The organism is Oceanobacillus alkalisoli (assembly GCF_022213125.1).
GTDB classification, from domain to species: domain Bacteria; phylum Bacillota; class Bacilli; order Bacillales; family Amphibacillaceae; genus Oceanobacillus; species Oceanobacillus alkalisoli.
Map to the genome: position 1 here is coordinate 62769 of NZ_JAKNRA010000005.1, position 16429 is coordinate 79197.

Below are 16429 nucleotides of genomic sequence, written 5' to 3' on the forward strand. Positions count from 1 at the left end.
AAATCCTATTATTCTAGAGACTTTGAGTCCTTTTATTGAAAATCCGCAATTAAATGCTCCTGATTTCCATGCACCTTATACACCGTAATCGGCCTGCCAATCGTCAAATACTTCAGTTCATCTTTCAAATATCCGATTTCATTTAAATGCTGCAAATACTTTCGAGTGGAAATCCTTGATAAACCAACTTCACTTGCGATATCTTCTGTTGAGAAGAAGTCATCGTGCTTGGCGATCTCCCGGAGGACTTTCCTTAGCGTAAGCTTCGATAAGCCTTTAGGCAAATCCGGTTCAACTGCTTTACCTTTTTTTTGTGCTCCTTCATTGGAATTTTCACTCATCAAGAGTTTATCAAGTGTCTCCTGATCCGTCGTTTCCGAACTTGTTGTAAACCCATGATAAGCTTTAAACTTTTCAATCGCCTGTTCAAACCGTTCGAAGGTAAATGGTTTGATTAAAAAGTCAATGACACCGTATTCTAACGCTTTTTTAATTGTCGGCATATCATTTGCCGCCGTAATCATAATAATCGGGATAGAGACTTCCTCCTTGCGCACCTCAAGCAGAAAATCAATCCCTGTCTCCCCCGGCAAATAGACATCCAGCAAGATTAGGTCAGGGATTTCCTCTTTAAGCTCCTCCCATAATTTATCAATGCTGTCAACGGATGCAATGATTTCGAATTCAGGAAACCGCTCGATATACTGCTGATTGATCATTGCAACCATTGGATCATCCTCAACGATAACCACGTTTACCATCTGTCTCCTCCGCTCTATAAGGCAATTCTACCCGGAAAATACTCCCGGATTCTGTGCTTGACTGTACATCCACTATTCCGTCATAGTGATTTGCTATCGTCTGCACCGCATCAAGTCCATAACCGCGTGTTTCTCCCTTCGTAGAGAAACCCCGTTCAAAGATTTTCTCCAGATATTCATTCTCTATCCCGCTTCCAGTATCTTCGACTTCAATCATGATGACAGCCTCATCTGTATCAAATTTCAAGAATAGAGTTACATGCTTCTGTTCCGATTTACTTACCGCTTCCTTGGCATTATCGAGTAAAATGCCAATAGAAAGCAACAAATCATGAAGAATTTCGTCCATTTTTATATTTGGAAAATGAGAATATTCATCAATCGTAAGCTCAACGCCTTGCTCCCTAAGTTCACTTCGCTTCCCAAGCAAGAAACCTGCAATAGCCGGACTTTTTATCTTATCTGTCACAAATCCGATTTCCTCATGGTAATCCATATTCAAGACACGGATGAATTTCTCCACATCATCATATTTTTCAAGTTCAATTAGTCCAAGAATCGTGTGGAGCTGATTCATGAATTTATGATTCTGCGCCCTTAAAGAATCGATATATTGTGTTGTACCACTAAGTTCGCGAGCCAATTGTCTAAACTCGGATTGGTCCCTTAATGTCGCCACCGCTCCGTACGTTTCGCCATCTAAGTGGACCAATTTGACATTCGCAATAAGTTCTAGCTGATTCAGAACAAGCTGCTCGTTCACAAGCGGTTTCTCTTTCTCAAATACTTCTTCAAAAAGAATAGAAAATATCTCCTCGCCAAGAAAACCACTTTCCGTACTACTTATTTGAAGTCCAGCCTTATTCATTAAATCAATGAAGTTATTATTTTGCAAAAGGACTTCCCGATTGGGAGATACTGCTATAATTCCTTCACTTACGGAATCAGTGATCTGATCTCTTTCTTTCATTTTTAAAACTATTTCTTTCGGTTCCATTCCCCATAACAGCTTCTTTAATTGCCGAGCGAGATAAAATGCACCGATGAGACCGACAGCAAGCCCGAACAGCAACCCGGCATAAAGACTTTTATAAGCATTCGAAAGAGCTTGATTCACATTTTCCTGCACGAAACCAACACAGACAACACCTATTTGCTCTCCTGCCGCGTTCCAGATAGGCGTGAAGAATCTTGTCCCTTCTCCGAGTACACCCTCTTCTTGGGAATAATGCTCCGTCCCGTTCAAGGATCTTGCCGCATCTTCCAAATTGGAAAAAGGTTCACCAATCACCTCAGGTTGTGGATGGGATTTCCGAATAAGATCATCATCCAGTACAACGACAAAACTAATATCTGTTGCTTCCTCAACTTCTTTTGCATACAGTTGAATGGCGTCATTTAAAGCTTCATCGGTTACCCCTTCGATTACCCGGGGATCCTTAGCCACCATTCTGCCGATGTTTTTCAGTTTGGTATTTACCGATTCATGCTCCCGATTTTCAATCGCCTGGTGTAGGAATATAGCCGCAGCAACAAGAGATGCTAAGACAGAGAGTAATACGAGCAACGTCGTCATCTTCTTTAAGCTTAATTTGAAAAGCCATTTGTTTTCAAACACGGCGATTCTCCTTTTTCGTAGTCAGTCTCTGGATTTCTCGATTTTTTCTATATTTATCATACCATAATGCAAAAAGGATTAACCAGATAACCTGATTAATCCAAATGCACATGAGTAATAAAGTATACACTTTTCCGATAGGGAGAGAATCAATGGATGTAGGCGAATCCTAATAGCCCCAGCCAACATAGGATGTACCTACAATAATTAAAAGGATGAATAACACAACAATCAGGGCGAAACCTCCGCCATATCCACCTTTCACTTCACTCATGCCTAACACCTCCCATTTCTTGATACTATAACTATATGAATGAAAGTGAAATCGGTTATAGGTAAAAACCCAGGATTTAAAATATGGCGGATGAATGATGCTATTTATCTGCTGTGCTCCTTTACTAAGGTATTAGACATTAAAAAAATACTCCCCATATCGTAGCAGAGATTTTCATTATTTCTCCGTCTACCATATGGGGAGCATATCAACATTTCAGAGCTCTTGTCTATTTATTTTTCTTCAACAGGCTTTTTCCATAAACCTAGTACGATTCCTGCAACAACCATCCCAATAATAAGGGACAGTAAAAAGAACCAAGGATTTTCTGCAAGTGGAGCAACGAATAATCCTCCATGCGGAGCAGGTATCGCACTATTCCAAACTTGAGTCAGTCCACCTGCAATTGCCGCACCTAAAACGGATGAACCAATTACACGCAATGGATCAGCAGCTGCGAAAGGAATTGCACCTTCTGTAATAAAGGAAATCCCCATTACATAGTTGGTCATTCCTGACTTCCGTTCCTGATCGGTAAATTTATTTTTAAAGAACGTTGAAGCGAGTGCAATCGCGAATGGTGGAACCATTCCGCCTGCCATAACAGCAGCCATCAAACTTCCGTCACCCGTATCGGTGAAGATCCCAATTGAAAAAGCATAGGCCGCTTTATTGAAAGGTCCACCCATATCAATGGCCATCATTCCACCGAGTAAAGCACCAAGCAGAACTGCATTTCCAGTACCAAGGTTTTGCAGAAAATCAAGCATTGCATTATTAACAATAGAGAAGATTGGCCCAATGATGAAATACATTAAAAGTCCTGTAATAAATAATCCGACAACAGGATAAAACAGAATTGTTTTTAACCCGTCGAGAGACTTAGGCAATCCTCGGAATGCCCTTTTCAGAAAGACAATTACGTAACCTGCGAGGAAACCGGCAACGAGTCCGCCAATAAATCCGGCATCACTTTGAACCGCCATTAATCCGCCGACAACCCCTGGCATTAAACCAGGCCGGTCTGCAATACTCATTGCGATAAATCCAGCAAAAATAGGGATGAGGAAGTCAAAGGCACTTCCACCAACTCCATTTAAGAATAGGAATATCTGACTCTCATCCCCAACAAAACGTTCAACTAAGAACGAGAGTGCCAATAAAATTCCACCACCAACAACAAATGGGAGCATGTGGGAAATGCCATTCATTAAATCCTTGTAGATTTTATTCCAGATAGATCCCGTTGCCGTTTTAGTAGTGTCATTTTCACTTTTTTCTCTTTCATTGGATGAGTGATAAATCGGGGCGTCCTTCTTAATTGCTTTTGTAATCAGTTCTTCTGCTTTACTAATTCCGTCACTGACAGGTCGGTCGAGAAGAGGTTTTCCGTGGAATCGATCCATTTCCACTTTTTTACTGGCAACGACGATAACCGCATCCGCTCGTTCGATTTCTTCATCCGTCAATTTATGCTTTGCACCGTCCGAACCGTTCGTCTCCACACGAATATTGACATTCATTTCAGCCGCTTTTTGTTTCAAAGCATCCTCTGCCATATACGTATGCGCGATTCCTGTCGGACAAGCCGTGACCGCTACCACGAAAGGTTTTTCTTCAGTTGCTTCTGTTTTTTCAGATTCCGTTGGTTCTTCTGGTGCTTTAGGTTCCTCCGCATCGGCTTCGGCAAAAAGGGCGTGAACTTCCTCTGGTGCAGTAACCTGCTTTAACTTTTCTACAAATTCCGGATCAATCAACTTCCGGGAAAGGGCCGCTAATGTTTGCAAATGTGTATCGTCCTCACCATCCGGTACTGCTATCATGAAAAATAGATAGGTTGGCTGACCATCCAACGCTTCAAATTCAACACCTGACTTGCTCTTCGCAAATAATACGGTCGGCTCTTTCACTGCCCCGTGCCGAGCATGAGGCATTGCAATCCCATCACCGAGACCAGTAGATGTTTGAGCTTCTCTTGCTAAAATAGCCTCTTTAAACGAAACAAAATCATTTACGACTCCATGCGCTTCTAGGCTTTTTATCATTTCGTCAATGACGGATTCTTTTTCCTGTGCCTGCAAATCCATAATCATAATATCTTTTCGCAGTAAATCGATAACTTGCATCTCTCTCACTCCTTTTAAAGTTTTGTTACTGTCGTTTGATTGATTAAAGCATTTATTTCATCCGCTTTCGCCAAATCATAAGAAAATGCTGTTGCACTTCCTGCAGCAAGTCCCATTTTAAAGGCTTGAACTATATCTTTCGTCTTTACGCATTCTCCAATGAAGCCTGCAACCATGGAATCCCCTGCTCCGACAGAATTTTTCAATTCACCCTTAGGACTGATTCCTTTGTAGACCGCATTTTCCGTAAACAAAAGTGCGCCATCCGCGCCCATCGAAACAATGGCATGACGAGCACCTGCCTCGATTAATCTTTTCCCTGTTTCAATTATGTCCTGTTCTTCCGTCAACTTAACGGAATATAATTGCTCCAACTCTTGCAAATTCGGTTTAACGAGCAGCGGCCTGTAGGATAAAGATTTTTCTAAATCATCGCCAGTTGTATCGATTACAAATTGGGCTTCGATTTCTTGAATGATCCTTTCATAAAAATCAGCCGGCAAAGAGGGTGACTTGCTTCCCGATAAAATAACGATGTCATCAGAAGAAATCGCTTTAAGCTTTGCCATTAATTTTTCAGCTTCTTCAGACTGGATGACAGGCCCTTTTCCATTAATCTCCGTTTCCGGATTCGTTTTTAATTTGATATTAATCCGTGTATCGCTGGCAATTTTTGTAAAATCAGTGGCAATCCCGTCACGCTTAAGCCATTCCGCAATAAAATCACCTGTAAAACCACCTAAAAATCCAAGCGCCTTTGTGTCCGTCTTTAATTCATGTAAAATACGCGACACATTAATTCCTTTCCCGCCAGGTAGCTTGAAGTCCCCATCCATATAATTCAATTCGCCAATATTCACTTGCTCCAATTGCACGATATAATCGATGGATGGATTCAACGTCACGGTATAGATCATTGTTCCGCCTCCAATATAGTTGTTTTTTCTTGATAAGTTTTTAATGAACGTTCTGTTTCGTTTGTAATAATCATTGCTTCTTCGATATCTCCGACCTTGGAAAATGTCACCTTCTCCCATTTTGAATCATCCGCTAACACATAAGCCATTGCAGATTGAGTGATAGCGTTTTTTTTGAGTGCAGCCTCATCCGGGTCTGGTGTCGTGTAGCCATATTCTGAATGTATTCCATTCGTGCCTAGAAAGGCTTTGTTGAATTGATAGCTTTTCAAGTCCCGTAAGCTGTCCGTTCCGATAATCGCCTTTGTAGAATATTTTACTCTGCCGCCAAGCAAGAATGTCTGTATTGCTTTATCCGCAAGCAGGGATGCATGAGCAACCCCATTCGTCACAACAGTAATATTTTTCGCTGTTAAAAAATCAATCATTGCTAGTGTAGTGGTACCCGCATCGATATAAATTACATCATTTTCCCTCACGAGGGAAGCAGCCAATTTGGCGATGTTTTGCTTTTCTTGAATGTTTTTGGATGATTTTTCGGAAACTGATAATTCTTCTTCCAACTGATATGTACTTCTTGCTCCTCCATGAATCCGTTTAAGAAGCCCTTTATTTTCCAACTCGCTTAAGTCTCTTCTAATCGTTGATTCTGAACATTGGAGTTTGTTCATTAACGTCTGAGACTTTACAATTTTGTTTTCTTTTAATTGATTCAGTATGAAAGCATGTCTCTCTTCCGTTAACATAACAACACCTCCATTAACCTTATAATACCACCAAAATCAGTCATAATCAATCACAAAAAGTCGTTCAACGTGTATGACAGAATGACTTTTTTACCGTTTATTATTCCAATTCTTTCATCTTAAGATGCACCATCTGCCAAAAATAATTCCGTATCCAAAACCATGCGGAGTGTTTTAAGATATGCCCATTGAAATTATCATCAAATTCAACAACTACATTAAATCCATTTGCTTTGTAAAACGTTTTTCCGATTCCATTATCTCTTTCTACATTAAGATAGATTAGATAGATTTCTTTTACTCCTTCAAATCGATTTATTTTCCGATGGAATAATTCCTTTATAGGTTGCGTTCCATGTCTTTCTTGCGATTGCTTGAACGCTTAGAATATCAGCTGTCGTCATTTTGCGGATGGTGAATGACAATGGACTTTCCCCCTTTTTATAATTAAATACTTCTCCTAAGTATATCCAACTGCATATGCATTTCACAAACAATAGATTATTCTGCGTTGTATGGGACGGTTTTGCAACATTCGAATTTGAACGCTTTCAAAATAACGAGATATCGCCTATAATAATCGTACAAGGGAGGTGAAAAGAATGGAACAAGAAACTGTTTTAAAAGAAATACTGCATGCATTTAAACTTCATGCACAACATATTGATGAAAAAATGGATGGTTTGAAAACAGAGCTGGAATCTAAAATGAATGACATGAAAACAAGCTTAGAAAGCTTAGAAACTAAGATGGACAAGGGCTTCTCCCGTGTTGACTATCAAATTACCGAGCTTGGAAAAAAAGTCGATGGAATCCGTACTGAATTGAATGAAACAAATGAAAATGTGGATTATCTATTAAGCAAAAATGCTCAACACGAAAAGAAACTACGCCAAATCTCCGAACAACAACAAATGTAACCACTCATGCTGCATAATCCCTATATAAATGAACCCCTTTCTATTTCCTCATGTTTACAACTAAAAAAGTGGAGATAGGAAGGGTTTGTAGTTTCCCAATAACAGTAACCTTTTGAATGAATTTTATTTATGGTGCTATAATCCTCATTTTCAATCCGCGCTCGTGCTTATTCTATATTTTTTGTTTCCTCATTTATTTCATTTTCTTGTTTAAATGTTTGCTAAAACAACCTTTTAATAGTAGTATTTTTTAATTCTTTTTTTTCATATGAATTGAAAATTTGTATTGGCTCAAAATAAAGAATAAAAGGAGTGATTCAAATGAGTAAAGGCAAAAAGAAAAAGAACAAGAGTAAAGAAGAGTTAAACGCAATGAAAGATGATAAAAAATATCCGCAGAACCGTCCGCCAAGATAAAGGAAACTTCATTCATTGAGGGTGCTTTTATCCCCTCAATGAATGGTTGATTAATCCGCTACACTTAGCCAATCCTTATATTCTTACCGAGCCTGTCCAAGGTCCCTAATATGCTCATCGCTGCCAAATAACTCGTTTTCGGATTGGATGGAAGCGGGTTATTTTTGATTGTAAAAGTTGTCTCTCCAAAATCCCCGGCCATTTCAATCTGATGGATATTTTTCTCAATATGCGGGTCAGCAATAATGCGCACCTTTGTCCGCTCTATTCCCAAGCCAGCAAGGGAGAGGACAATCGAGACATTGATATTTTTCGGAAATTGTTTAATCGCCTCTGCTGCGTTTCCTTCAAATAGAATCGTTTCCTCTGTTACCGCCTCGTCCATCAAAGTATGAGCTGGTTTTCTTGTTGTTAGCGAAACCTTCTTCACTACTTTCAATGCATGAGCATTTTGCAATAAATCAAGACCGCCGATTGCTCCGGATGGTAGGTGGATGACATGATGATGTCTACTCGCAAGCTCGGTAATCTCGGTCAATAGTGTTTCATCAACTAGTGCACCAATACTAATTAACACAGCGCTCTTCTTTTTGATTGTAGCTGGGAGCAAGTTTCGTACAGCGTCCACATTCGCCGCTTCCACAACTAGATCAATGTCCGATTCCAAGAATGTATCAAAGTCGGTATAAAGCTTTACGCCAAATTCAGCTTCCAATCCCTGATATTTTTCTCTGTTACGCACGTAAACACTCGTAATCCTGAGTTGCTCATGTCCAGCATCGTTAATTTCTTTTAATAAAAAGTTCGCAATAGCTCCAGCGCCAATTAAACCGATATTCATGGTAACCCTCCTATGATTTAGTGAGTTGAGATAAGTTCCGAGGCGGAAGATAGAGCATTGGAAGGGGCTATCCGTGGCCGTGGCTTTCAATAATTTTGAGATCCATTTTTGATCACTGAGCCACGCCGTATCTGGGACAGTTGCTCTGACCCCCTACCCGCTTATATCTCTTTTCTCTTGCTGCTGCGGTAAATGAAGTATATTACAGCTACGGTGATAGTGACGAATAAGAAAATAGTCAGCGTAATAAAAACGGGATCTTCGTTAATATGTGCCGGAATGAATCTGTCTGCGATCGGCCCCCACGACATAAAGAATGGCACAATAATGGTGATCCATGATTTGGCATAAATTGCCCAAATGATGAAGATGGTGATACAGCTGATTACGATTAAATTATTTTGCATTGGTGTTGCGATAAAAAATGGATTTTTATCAAGAATTTCTACGATGATAAAAATACCGAATACAAGCAGATAAGCGAGTCCGGCAATAAGGTAAAATCCTTTCGAATGAAAAAATCTCGGTAAAACCTTTACAAATAAAAAGCCATAAAGAGTAAATGAAAGAACTGTAGCAATACCCATTCCCCATAGTCCGACTTTAGACAATGTAAAGTCTCCCCATAAGGCTGGTGTTAACAAAAGAAAAGCGAGAATCAGTAAAGCTGACATTGGTGCTAATATGATAAATTGCCTGGCATCGAAACCTAATTCCTCACCAATACTTTTCATATATTCCCTTGGTGAATCCCCGGTAACGTCCTTGACACTTTTCCCTTCTGCCTCGGCTTGTATAAGATGATCTTCCAGTTCAACAATGATTTCATCCATTTCCTTTTCGTTTTTCCCTTTTGAGAGTAAATACATTCGCAGTTCGATAATAAATCGTTCGGCCTCTTTAGATAACCTCGTCATTCCCCTCATCCCTTTCTTCAAGTAATGAAAAGACCCCACTGGACAGTCTCTCCCAATGTTCTTTAAATCGTTCCAGTTCTTCCAACCCTTCGTCCGTTATCGAATAATACTTTCGCTTCGGGCCGTTCGGCGATTTTCTTAAAACAGAGGTTACAAAGTTATTTTTCTGCAGTCTCATAAGAACCGGATAAATACTGCCTTCACTTACTACGGCAAAGTTATGCTCCTGCAATTTTTCCGTCATTTCGTAGCCATAAGTCTCCCCTTTTGCGATTAAAGCAAGCAGACTCCCCTCCAGTAGTCCTTTCAGCATCTGTGTTGTTGTTGACAAGGTGGTCACCTCAATTGATTTGTTACCACTATCTTACAATACAATATAGTGTAATGCAAGGTAGCTTTTAAAGAAAAAACGGAAGACCCAAACAGCCCGCCACTCTTTTTCAATCTTACACTGATTTCTTCAATTAAACGCGGAGCAACCCTCTGAACCCGCGAGAACCATAATAAGAATCCGCCCCATTATGGTAAACAAAGACTTGACCATACCGGTAATCACAAAAGATCGCCCCGCCGCGCTCACGAATCGACGCTGGGGTCTTCACCCAACTTGATGTTTTCTGATCAACTACCTCAAGTTCCTGTAATTTACGATATTCCTCTTCAGATAATAACTCAATGCCCATCTCTTCTACCATGTCCATGACACTCGTTTTTGGTGGGTACTTTTTCCGGGATTCCAAAGCCGCACGGTCGTAGCAGACACTTCTACGCCCTTTAGGACTTTCTTTCGAGAAATCATAGAAAATATACTCTTTTGTACCTTCATCATATCCGGCGACATCTGGCTCTCCCTCTGTAGCTTCCATTTGTTCTAGGGACTTTAGCTTTTCAGGTAACTTCTGCAACTTGGCAGCTATTTCTTCCCAATTCAAATTCTCGTGACGGTGCATATTCGCTTTAAAGCGTTCTTCCAACGCATGGAGAAGCTGTTCATTATGATTGTTTGTCATGCTAATACTCCTTTTCGTTCATTCTTCTTTATGAATCATTATATCCGACCTGAAACTGATTTAATAGACTTTTTCCCAATTCTGTCGTTAAGATAGTAGTAATTAGTTTAGCTACAAGGAGGTTCCCTATCATGGGATGGACATATGTTTTATTCGCTGCAATTATTGAAGTAGTATGGGTGCTCGGTTTAAAGTACTCGGATAATTTCTGGATGTGGACTGGGACAGTGATCGCAATCATATTTAGCTTTTACTTTGTGATCAAAGCATGTGAAGTGCTTCCTTCAGGTTCAGTCTATGCCACATTTACAGGTTCCGGGGCTGCCGCAATTGCCATCATAGACTTCTCCTTTCTTGGTGAGGCTTTTACAATAGGTAAAGGTTTCTTTATTTTTCTCATCATCATTGGTGTGGTCGGCATTCAATTAACGACAGGGGAAAAGGATCAGTCCGATGATTCGCTTTCGACAAAAGAGGGGGATGTGTAAAATGGCTTGGTTTTATTTATTTCTTGCAAGCTTCGGTGAAATCTTCGGGGTTGCAAGTATTAATATGTATTTAAAAAGGAGATCATGGAGTTGGCTTTTCGTATTGGTTGTGTGTTTTTCCCTCGGCTTTTATTTCCTCGGACTTGCCATGCGTGACATACCACTCGGAACGGCCTATGCGATTTGGACAGGGCTTGGGGCTACAGGTGCAGTAATCATGGGAGTTACATTCTTTAAAGAAGCGATGAATTTAAAGCGGGTTCTTTTTCTCCTATGTATTATTAGTGGTGCGGTTGGTTTAAAGCTGGTTTCTTAAAAGCCAGGAACAAAGAGTCTCTCAACTTAATAAGCTATATTGGGTCATTATCACGAGAATAGGAGTTGGGAGCTCATGAAGAAGAAGTGGCTGAGAAGCTTAAAAACAAACACGCCCCAGGAAGGTTTCGAATTGGCCATCCTCCTGGCGCAAAAAGGGATTGAGTATACACAGCCATCAGAAACCATCCGGAAAAAGATACGTCCCAAGTATTCAAGAAATCCAGATAATCTTATCGCTGCCTCCGAGGTAATTGCAATTCATTATCAAACGGTTGCCGCTGCGAATGACTACTGGAAATCAAATACGAAGGTGCATTTTTAAAGCATTTTCAAGAAGGAAGTATCCCTTTTGTTTTGGGGAGCTTCCTTTTTTGTATCGGTTAGTTTTATTTTCCTTATTAAGGGTGGAATGTTTCTTATAGGAAAATAACGGATGTTTGTTTTCCCGACAGTAAGTCTAGCGCAACCGTTTTGCTAGCTGTAAAAATAAAAAAGTGATTATAAATGAATAAATAATAACCCAAATAAAAGGGAATAATGCAAGATTATCGATATACCGACCATTCCAATCTAATAATGGTATTTGTGTAATCGTTGCAGGTGGAAGAATCCATAGAATATTTTTTAAAAATGGAGGTAAGACACGTTCAATTCCAACGGCTGCCAGCGATAATACGATAGTTAGCGTAAGGCCACCAAAAGAATTAATTGTGCTATTCATAATTACTTTACTAAATAAGCTTGCAAGACTAATCCCTAAGATAGACAAAATAATGTGGTTTGCGAAAGTAACGAGTCCTGTTGTAAAGGTAACCGGCTCACTAAACATCTTAAAGACAATTGGATATAAAAAAGCAAAAGCAGAAAGGATGATGGAGATGACTAAAACAGAGACTAACTTTGATAAATAGTAACGATTCCAGCTTCCTACATGGATGGCCATTAATTGTCTTTGAACCGGTGGATCAAGTTGTAGCATGCTCAAACAAACCCATGCAGATATAATATATAGAACTACTGCAGTTACGGCATAACTGTCAATAATCGGATTAGGTGTGTATGTATAAAACACAAAAATTATAATGATGAATGTTGAAATAGGCGGGAAGTATTTATGAGAACGGATATAATCATGTAACGTATATTTTATTAAATTTTTCAATTGAACCGCTCCTTATATTGATGGAAGCCATGATATCATGTATTATCTTCTCCTGGTGTTTCTACTGTTACAACACGTTTAATACTTCCTTCTGATTGAAGTATTCGATACAATACTTTGTCACTGTCTTTCGCATGGACATACAGTAACAATTTATCTGTCTTCTTCTCTATGTTGATTATTTCATCCCACTTTTCCACATTCGATTCATCCAGGCGTTCCACTTCTAGTAGCTTAATAGGCTCTTTTACAATATCGATCGTCTTTGTAAGAACCCCATTTTTTACATAGTAAGCAGCATCAACCATCTTCTCAAATAGATTGGATTCATGATAAGTAAGTAGAATGGTAGTACCTTCCTTTTTAAGCTCTTTCATAATTCGCAGTAATTCTTGCTGAGCGAGGGAATCAAGACCTGACAACGGTTCATCCAGAATCAACAAATCCGGACGCTTTATAATGGCTTGGATAATTCCAACTTTTTGGATGTTCCCTTTCGATAAATTCATCACCCATTGATCATTGAATTGTTCCAGTTTAAAACGTTTAAGCAAATCTGGGATAGATTTATGCATAATAGACCTAGGCATTCCACTGATCTTCCCCGTATAATTTAAGTATTCTTCAGGGGTAAAACGAATATTTTTTGGAAATCTTTCTGGAGCATATCCAATTTTTATTTTTTTGTTTTGAAAAATCATCTTGCCTGAAGAAGGTCTTTCCATTCCTGCTACTATTCGCAATAATGTACTTTTCCCAACCCCATTTCCACCTAATATAGCAATGATTTGTTGTTTACCGATAGTTAGTGAAATATTTTTTAAAACACTTTTTCTATCATAGGCTTTACCGATGTTTTTAAGTTCAACAAGCATTGTTACCGCACTTCCCCCTCCATTTTCATCACGATCTCCAATCATCCCATATCCGTTTGTATTGGCTATTATCTTTCATTACATTTAATAAAAACACATCAGGGTTCGTGAGCTTTCTCCACTGTTCAAAACCGAATGTCTTATCATAATGACGCAGTAATAAAGAGATAATCCCACCATGCGCAACAAGTACGATATTTTCAAGATCACTGCTAATCATCTCTTCTACAATCTCTACAATCCGGTTCATCGCTTCAATTCCAGATTCTCCCCCTTCATATTTCAAATTCATGTCTTCGTACGAGGCTTCAAGTTTAACCTGCCAGTCAGGAAAGAACTGCGAGCTTAATATACGCTCCTTTAACCGGGGATCTGTCTCAATTTTTAATTGATGTTTTTCCGCCAGTGGCTCAATTGTCTGAACGGCACGCAAATAAGGACTTGATATTATCTTATCCACTTTCATGTCTGTAAACAAATCACACAGCTCTTCCGCTTGCCCGAAACCTTTTTCCGTTAAACTTGCATCAGGTTCCTGCCCGGTTGCTTCTGCATGCCTCACAATATAAATATTTTTATTCATGTTGATCATTCATCCTTCCGTTTACCATCCCATAGTATCCATCTTCAGCAAAGCCAATGATGTCCAAATATGCCAGCCAGAGAATGAAATCTTCTCAGAAAATATCCAGTACGTGAACAACGAAATTACCAGCTCTCCTCCGAAAACTATTATATATTTCTATTTTCCCACAACTCTACATGAATTTAAAAAGTGGGTCAAACTGGAAATATAAATTTTTATATGGAACACTTGTTCTTATTTACTGGATATGATATTCTAAAGCTAGACAGACATCCAGAAAAGCTCCAAAACAATAAAAGGATGTGTTAAAATTGCTATTAACAAGATGCAAAAAAGTCTACTCCCCGACGCATGATTCCCCAGTTACTGTTATGGAAAAACCGAGCGATTATAAGAACAAGCCAGAAAGAAAGCCAGACTCCTTATTAGAAAAAACTTGAAAGAGATTAAATAAAGCAAAACTTCACTCATTGGGGGGGCATCCCCCACTGAGTGAAGTTTCACTTTATATTCACAGTCGGCATCTTCGCCTTTTCATTTTTCACCTCATCATGAAACAAGTGACAAGCAACAAAATGGTTATCGCCCGCCTCCTTCCACTCCGGTTTTTCCTTTCCGCAAATTTCCATAGCAAAGGGACAACGCGTACGGAAAACACAGCCGCTTGGAGGGTTAACCGGACTCGGAAGTTCTCCTTGCAAAATAATTCGTTCTCTGGAAGCTTCTACATCTGGGTCAGGTATAGGTATTGCGGATAGCAAAGCTTGCGTATAAGGATGAAGTGGTTGTTCATAAAGTGTTTCACTACTTGTCAGTTCTACTAAACGTCCTAAGTACATGACTCCAATCCGGTCTGAAATTTGTTTCACCATGGAAAGATCGTGGGCGATAAATAGGAATGTAAGACCTTTCTCTTCCTGCAGCTCTTTTAATAGATTTACAACTTGCGCTTGTACGGAAACATCAAGTGCTGAAATTGGTTCATCAGCAATGATGAAATCCGGATCTAACGCAAGAGCTCGGGCAATACCAATCCGCTGGCGCTGTCCACCACTAAATTCATGGGGGTAGCGATTGGCATGCTCACGGTTTAAACCAACCTCCTCGAGTAATTGATACACCTTTTCATTTTGTTCCTTTTTTCTCTTATACAATTGATGGACTTCCATCGGCTCTGAAATTATCTCTCGGACTGTAGAACGCGGATTCAGTGATGCATATGGATCTTGAAAAATCATTTGCATCTGTCTCTGGAGTATAAATAATTCTTTATCCGTTAATTCATGTACATTGTTATTACTAAATAATACATTGCCCGCCGTCTCCTGATAAAGTCCCATGATTGTCCGGCCGATTGTTGATTTCCCACAGCCCGATTCGCCTACTAGTCCAAATGTTTCTCCTTTATTTATATGAAACGTTACATCATCAACTGCTTTTAACATACGGTTTTTACCGAGGCTGAAATACTTCTTTAAGTTGTTTATCTTTAATATTTTCTCCTCTGCCATCGTCACTCCTCCGTCTTAGTTTTCTTTGACTCCAGGCATCATCGATAATGTTTTTGTTTGAGTATTCATCGTCGCTGGAACACCGAGTGGAATACCAATATTAGGGGAACAATGTCCAATTTCAAATCCACTCATTACAGGTAGGGGCAAATCGCTTAAATAATGGTGAAAAATTTCATCTAAGGTGTAGGATGATGTGCTATTTGCCTTAATTTGGGTAAAGGAGCCAATAGCCACCCCAGCTGCTTGTGCGAGCTTACCGGAAAGTTTCAATTGATTCAGCATGGAGTCAATCCGGTAAGGCGATTCATTCACATCTTCTATAAATAAAATTTTTCCAGCTGTGTCGACTTCAAAAGGTGTTCCTAAAGTGCTTGTGAGTAATGTCAGATTTCCCCCGACCAATTTCCCGCTTGCTTCTCCTACTCTAAGCACTTCTAGTGATGAAAGATTTTCACTATACTGCAAGCTGGTCGGTCTCAATAGCTGTGAGAAGGATGCAAGAGTTCGCTCCTCGATATCAGGGGATGCTAAATCTGAAGCAGGCATTGGGCCATGAAATGTGACGAGTCCTGCTTTTTGTTGGATTGCTACATGTAAGTACGTAATATCACTATAGCCCCAAATGACTTTAGGATGGCTGGCTATTAAATCATAATTAAGAGATGAAGCAAGTCTAGGTGTGCCATAGCCACCGCGGGCAATGATAATTGCTTTCACTTCCTCATCCGCTATCATTTCATGAAAATCAGCTAATCGTTCCTCGTCTGTTCCAGCTAAATAGCCAGATACTTTTGCAATATTTTTCCCAACTTTTACCCGAAGACCGAAATTCGTGAAAAAAGGAATCGCTTTCCCTAAGCGCTTCATATTTGGCGGACTTGCCGGGGCAATGATTCCAATCGTATCACCTTTTTTTAATGCCTTTGGCAGTAGCATAAG

At 39.7% G+C, this 16429-nt stretch carries 19 protein-coding genes; 4 read left to right on the forward strand and 15 right to left on the reverse strand.

Features of this window, described 5'->3' with window-relative positions; all coding sequences use genetic code 11:
• Positions 1–32: 32 nt before the first annotated feature.
• The 6 genes from L3V42_RS08825 to L3V42_RS08850 all read right to left on the reverse strand — a co-directional run bounded on the left by L3V42_RS08825 (position 33) and on the right by L3V42_RS08850 (position 6442).
• Positions 33–761, reverse strand: a complete 729-nt coding sequence (locus L3V42_RS08825; RefSeq protein ID WP_238471797.1) for a response regulator — start codon at positions 759–761, stop codon at positions 33–35.
• Entirely contained in the window at positions 739–2379 is a 1641-nt protein-coding gene (locus L3V42_RS08830) for an ATP-binding protein (protein ID WP_235762888.1), read from the reverse strand. The genes L3V42_RS08825 and L3V42_RS08830 overlap by 23 nt, the downstream gene beginning before the upstream one ends.
• A gap of 169 nt (positions 2380–2548) precedes the next feature.
• Complete coding sequence (locus tag L3V42_RS08835) at positions 2549–2653, reverse strand: YjcZ family sporulation protein (RefSeq protein WP_235762889.1); 105 nt, start codon at positions 2651–2653, stop codon at positions 2549–2551.
• A 233-nt stretch (positions 2654–2886) separates the two neighbouring features.
• Positions 2887–4779: a PTS fructose transporter subunit IIABC gene (locus L3V42_RS08840; RefSeq protein ID WP_235762890.1), complete on the reverse strand. Its 1893-nt coding sequence runs from the start codon at positions 4777–4779 to the stop codon at positions 2887–2889.
• A gap of 14 nt (positions 4780–4793) precedes the next feature.
• Positions 4794–5696: a 1-phosphofructokinase gene (gene pfkB, locus L3V42_RS08845; RefSeq protein ID WP_238471798.1), complete on the reverse strand. Its 903-nt coding sequence runs from the start codon at positions 5694–5696 to the stop codon at positions 4794–4796.
• Positions 5693–6442 (reverse strand): DeoR/GlpR family DNA-binding transcription regulator, encoded by a 750-nt coding sequence (locus L3V42_RS08850; RefSeq protein WP_235762892.1) that lies wholly within the window; start codon positions 6440–6442, stop codon positions 5693–5695. Before L3V42_RS08850 ends, pfkB begins: the two co-directional genes overlap by 4 nt.
• 602 nt (positions 6443–7044) lie before the next feature.
• Here L3V42_RS08850 and L3V42_RS08860 point away from each other — a divergent pair.
• Positions 7045–7362: a hypothetical protein gene (locus tag L3V42_RS08860; protein ID WP_238471799.1), complete on the forward strand. Its 318-nt coding sequence runs from the start codon at positions 7045–7047 to the stop codon at positions 7360–7362.
• Between the two features lie 481 nt (positions 7363–7843).
• Here L3V42_RS08860 and nadX read toward each other — a convergent pair whose 3' ends face one another.
• The 4 genes from nadX to L3V42_RS08880 all read right to left on the reverse strand — a co-directional run bounded on the left by nadX (position 7844) and on the right by L3V42_RS08880 (position 10547).
• Positions 7844–8620: an aspartate dehydrogenase gene (gene nadX, locus L3V42_RS08865; RefSeq protein WP_235762894.1), complete on the reverse strand. Its 777-nt coding sequence runs from the start codon at positions 8618–8620 to the stop codon at positions 7844–7846.
• A 161-nt stretch (positions 8621–8781) separates the two neighbouring features.
• Positions 8782–9537: a DUF1129 family protein gene (locus L3V42_RS08870; RefSeq protein ID WP_238471800.1), complete on the reverse strand. Its 756-nt coding sequence runs from the start codon at positions 9535–9537 to the stop codon at positions 8782–8784.
• Complete coding sequence (locus L3V42_RS08875; protein ID WP_235762970.1) at positions 9521–9850, reverse strand: PadR family transcriptional regulator; 330 nt, start codon at positions 9848–9850, stop codon at positions 9521–9523. Before L3V42_RS08875 ends, L3V42_RS08870 begins: the two co-directional genes overlap by 17 nt.
• A 151-nt stretch (positions 9851–10001) precedes the next feature.
• Positions 10002–10547, reverse strand: coding sequence for a DUF4256 domain-containing protein (locus tag L3V42_RS08880; RefSeq protein ID WP_235762896.1), 546 nt, complete (start codon positions 10545–10547; stop codon positions 10002–10004).
• Between the two features lie 131 nt (positions 10548–10678).
• Here L3V42_RS08880 and L3V42_RS08885 point away from each other — a divergent pair, with 131 nt between their 5' ends.
• The 3 genes from L3V42_RS08885 (at position 10679) to L3V42_RS08895 (ending at position 11675) form a co-directional block, all read left to right on the forward strand.
• Positions 10679–11035, forward strand: coding sequence for a DMT family transporter (locus tag L3V42_RS08885; RefSeq protein ID WP_235762897.1), 357 nt, complete (start codon positions 10679–10681; stop codon positions 11033–11035).
• 1 nt (position 11036) lies between these two features.
• Complete coding sequence (locus L3V42_RS08890; protein ID WP_238471801.1) at positions 11037–11351, forward strand: DMT family transporter; 315 nt, start codon at positions 11037–11039, stop codon at positions 11349–11351.
• A gap of 75 nt (positions 11352–11426) precedes the next feature.
• Entirely contained in the window at positions 11427–11675 is a 249-nt protein-coding gene (locus L3V42_RS08895; protein WP_235762899.1) for a hexameric tyrosine-coordinated heme protein, read from the forward strand.
• A 135-nt stretch (positions 11676–11810) separates the two neighbouring features.
• Here the strand turns inward: L3V42_RS08895 and L3V42_RS08900 are convergent, their stop codons facing one another.
• The 5 genes from L3V42_RS08900 to L3V42_RS08920 form a co-directional block, all read right to left on the reverse strand.
• Positions 11811–12515 carry a hypothetical protein gene (locus tag L3V42_RS08900; RefSeq protein WP_238471802.1) on the reverse strand — a complete coding sequence of 235 codons (705 nt, stop codon included), beginning with the start codon at positions 12513–12515 and terminating at the stop codon, positions 11811–11813.
• A 35-nt stretch (positions 12516–12550) separates the two neighbouring features.
• Positions 12551–13435 (reverse strand): ABC transporter ATP-binding protein, encoded by an 885-nt coding sequence (locus L3V42_RS08905; RefSeq protein WP_238471803.1) that lies wholly within the window; start codon positions 13433–13435, stop codon positions 12551–12553.
• On the reverse strand, positions 13419–13973 hold the full coding sequence (locus L3V42_RS08910; protein ID WP_235762902.1) for a histidine phosphatase family protein: 555 nt from the start codon (positions 13971–13973) through the stop codon (positions 13419–13421). Before L3V42_RS08910 ends, L3V42_RS08905 begins: the two co-directional genes overlap by 17 nt.
• Positions 13974–14476: 503 nt before the next feature.
• Complete coding sequence (locus L3V42_RS08915) at positions 14477–15487, reverse strand: ABC transporter ATP-binding protein (protein WP_238471804.1); 1011 nt, start codon at positions 15485–15487, stop codon at positions 14477–14479.
• Positions 15488–15502: 15 nt separating this feature from the next.
• Positions 15503–16426: a S66 peptidase family protein gene (locus L3V42_RS08920; RefSeq protein WP_238471805.1), complete on the reverse strand. Its 924-nt coding sequence runs from the start codon at positions 16424–16426 to the stop codon at positions 15503–15505.
• Positions 16427–16429 lie beyond the last annotated feature (3 nt).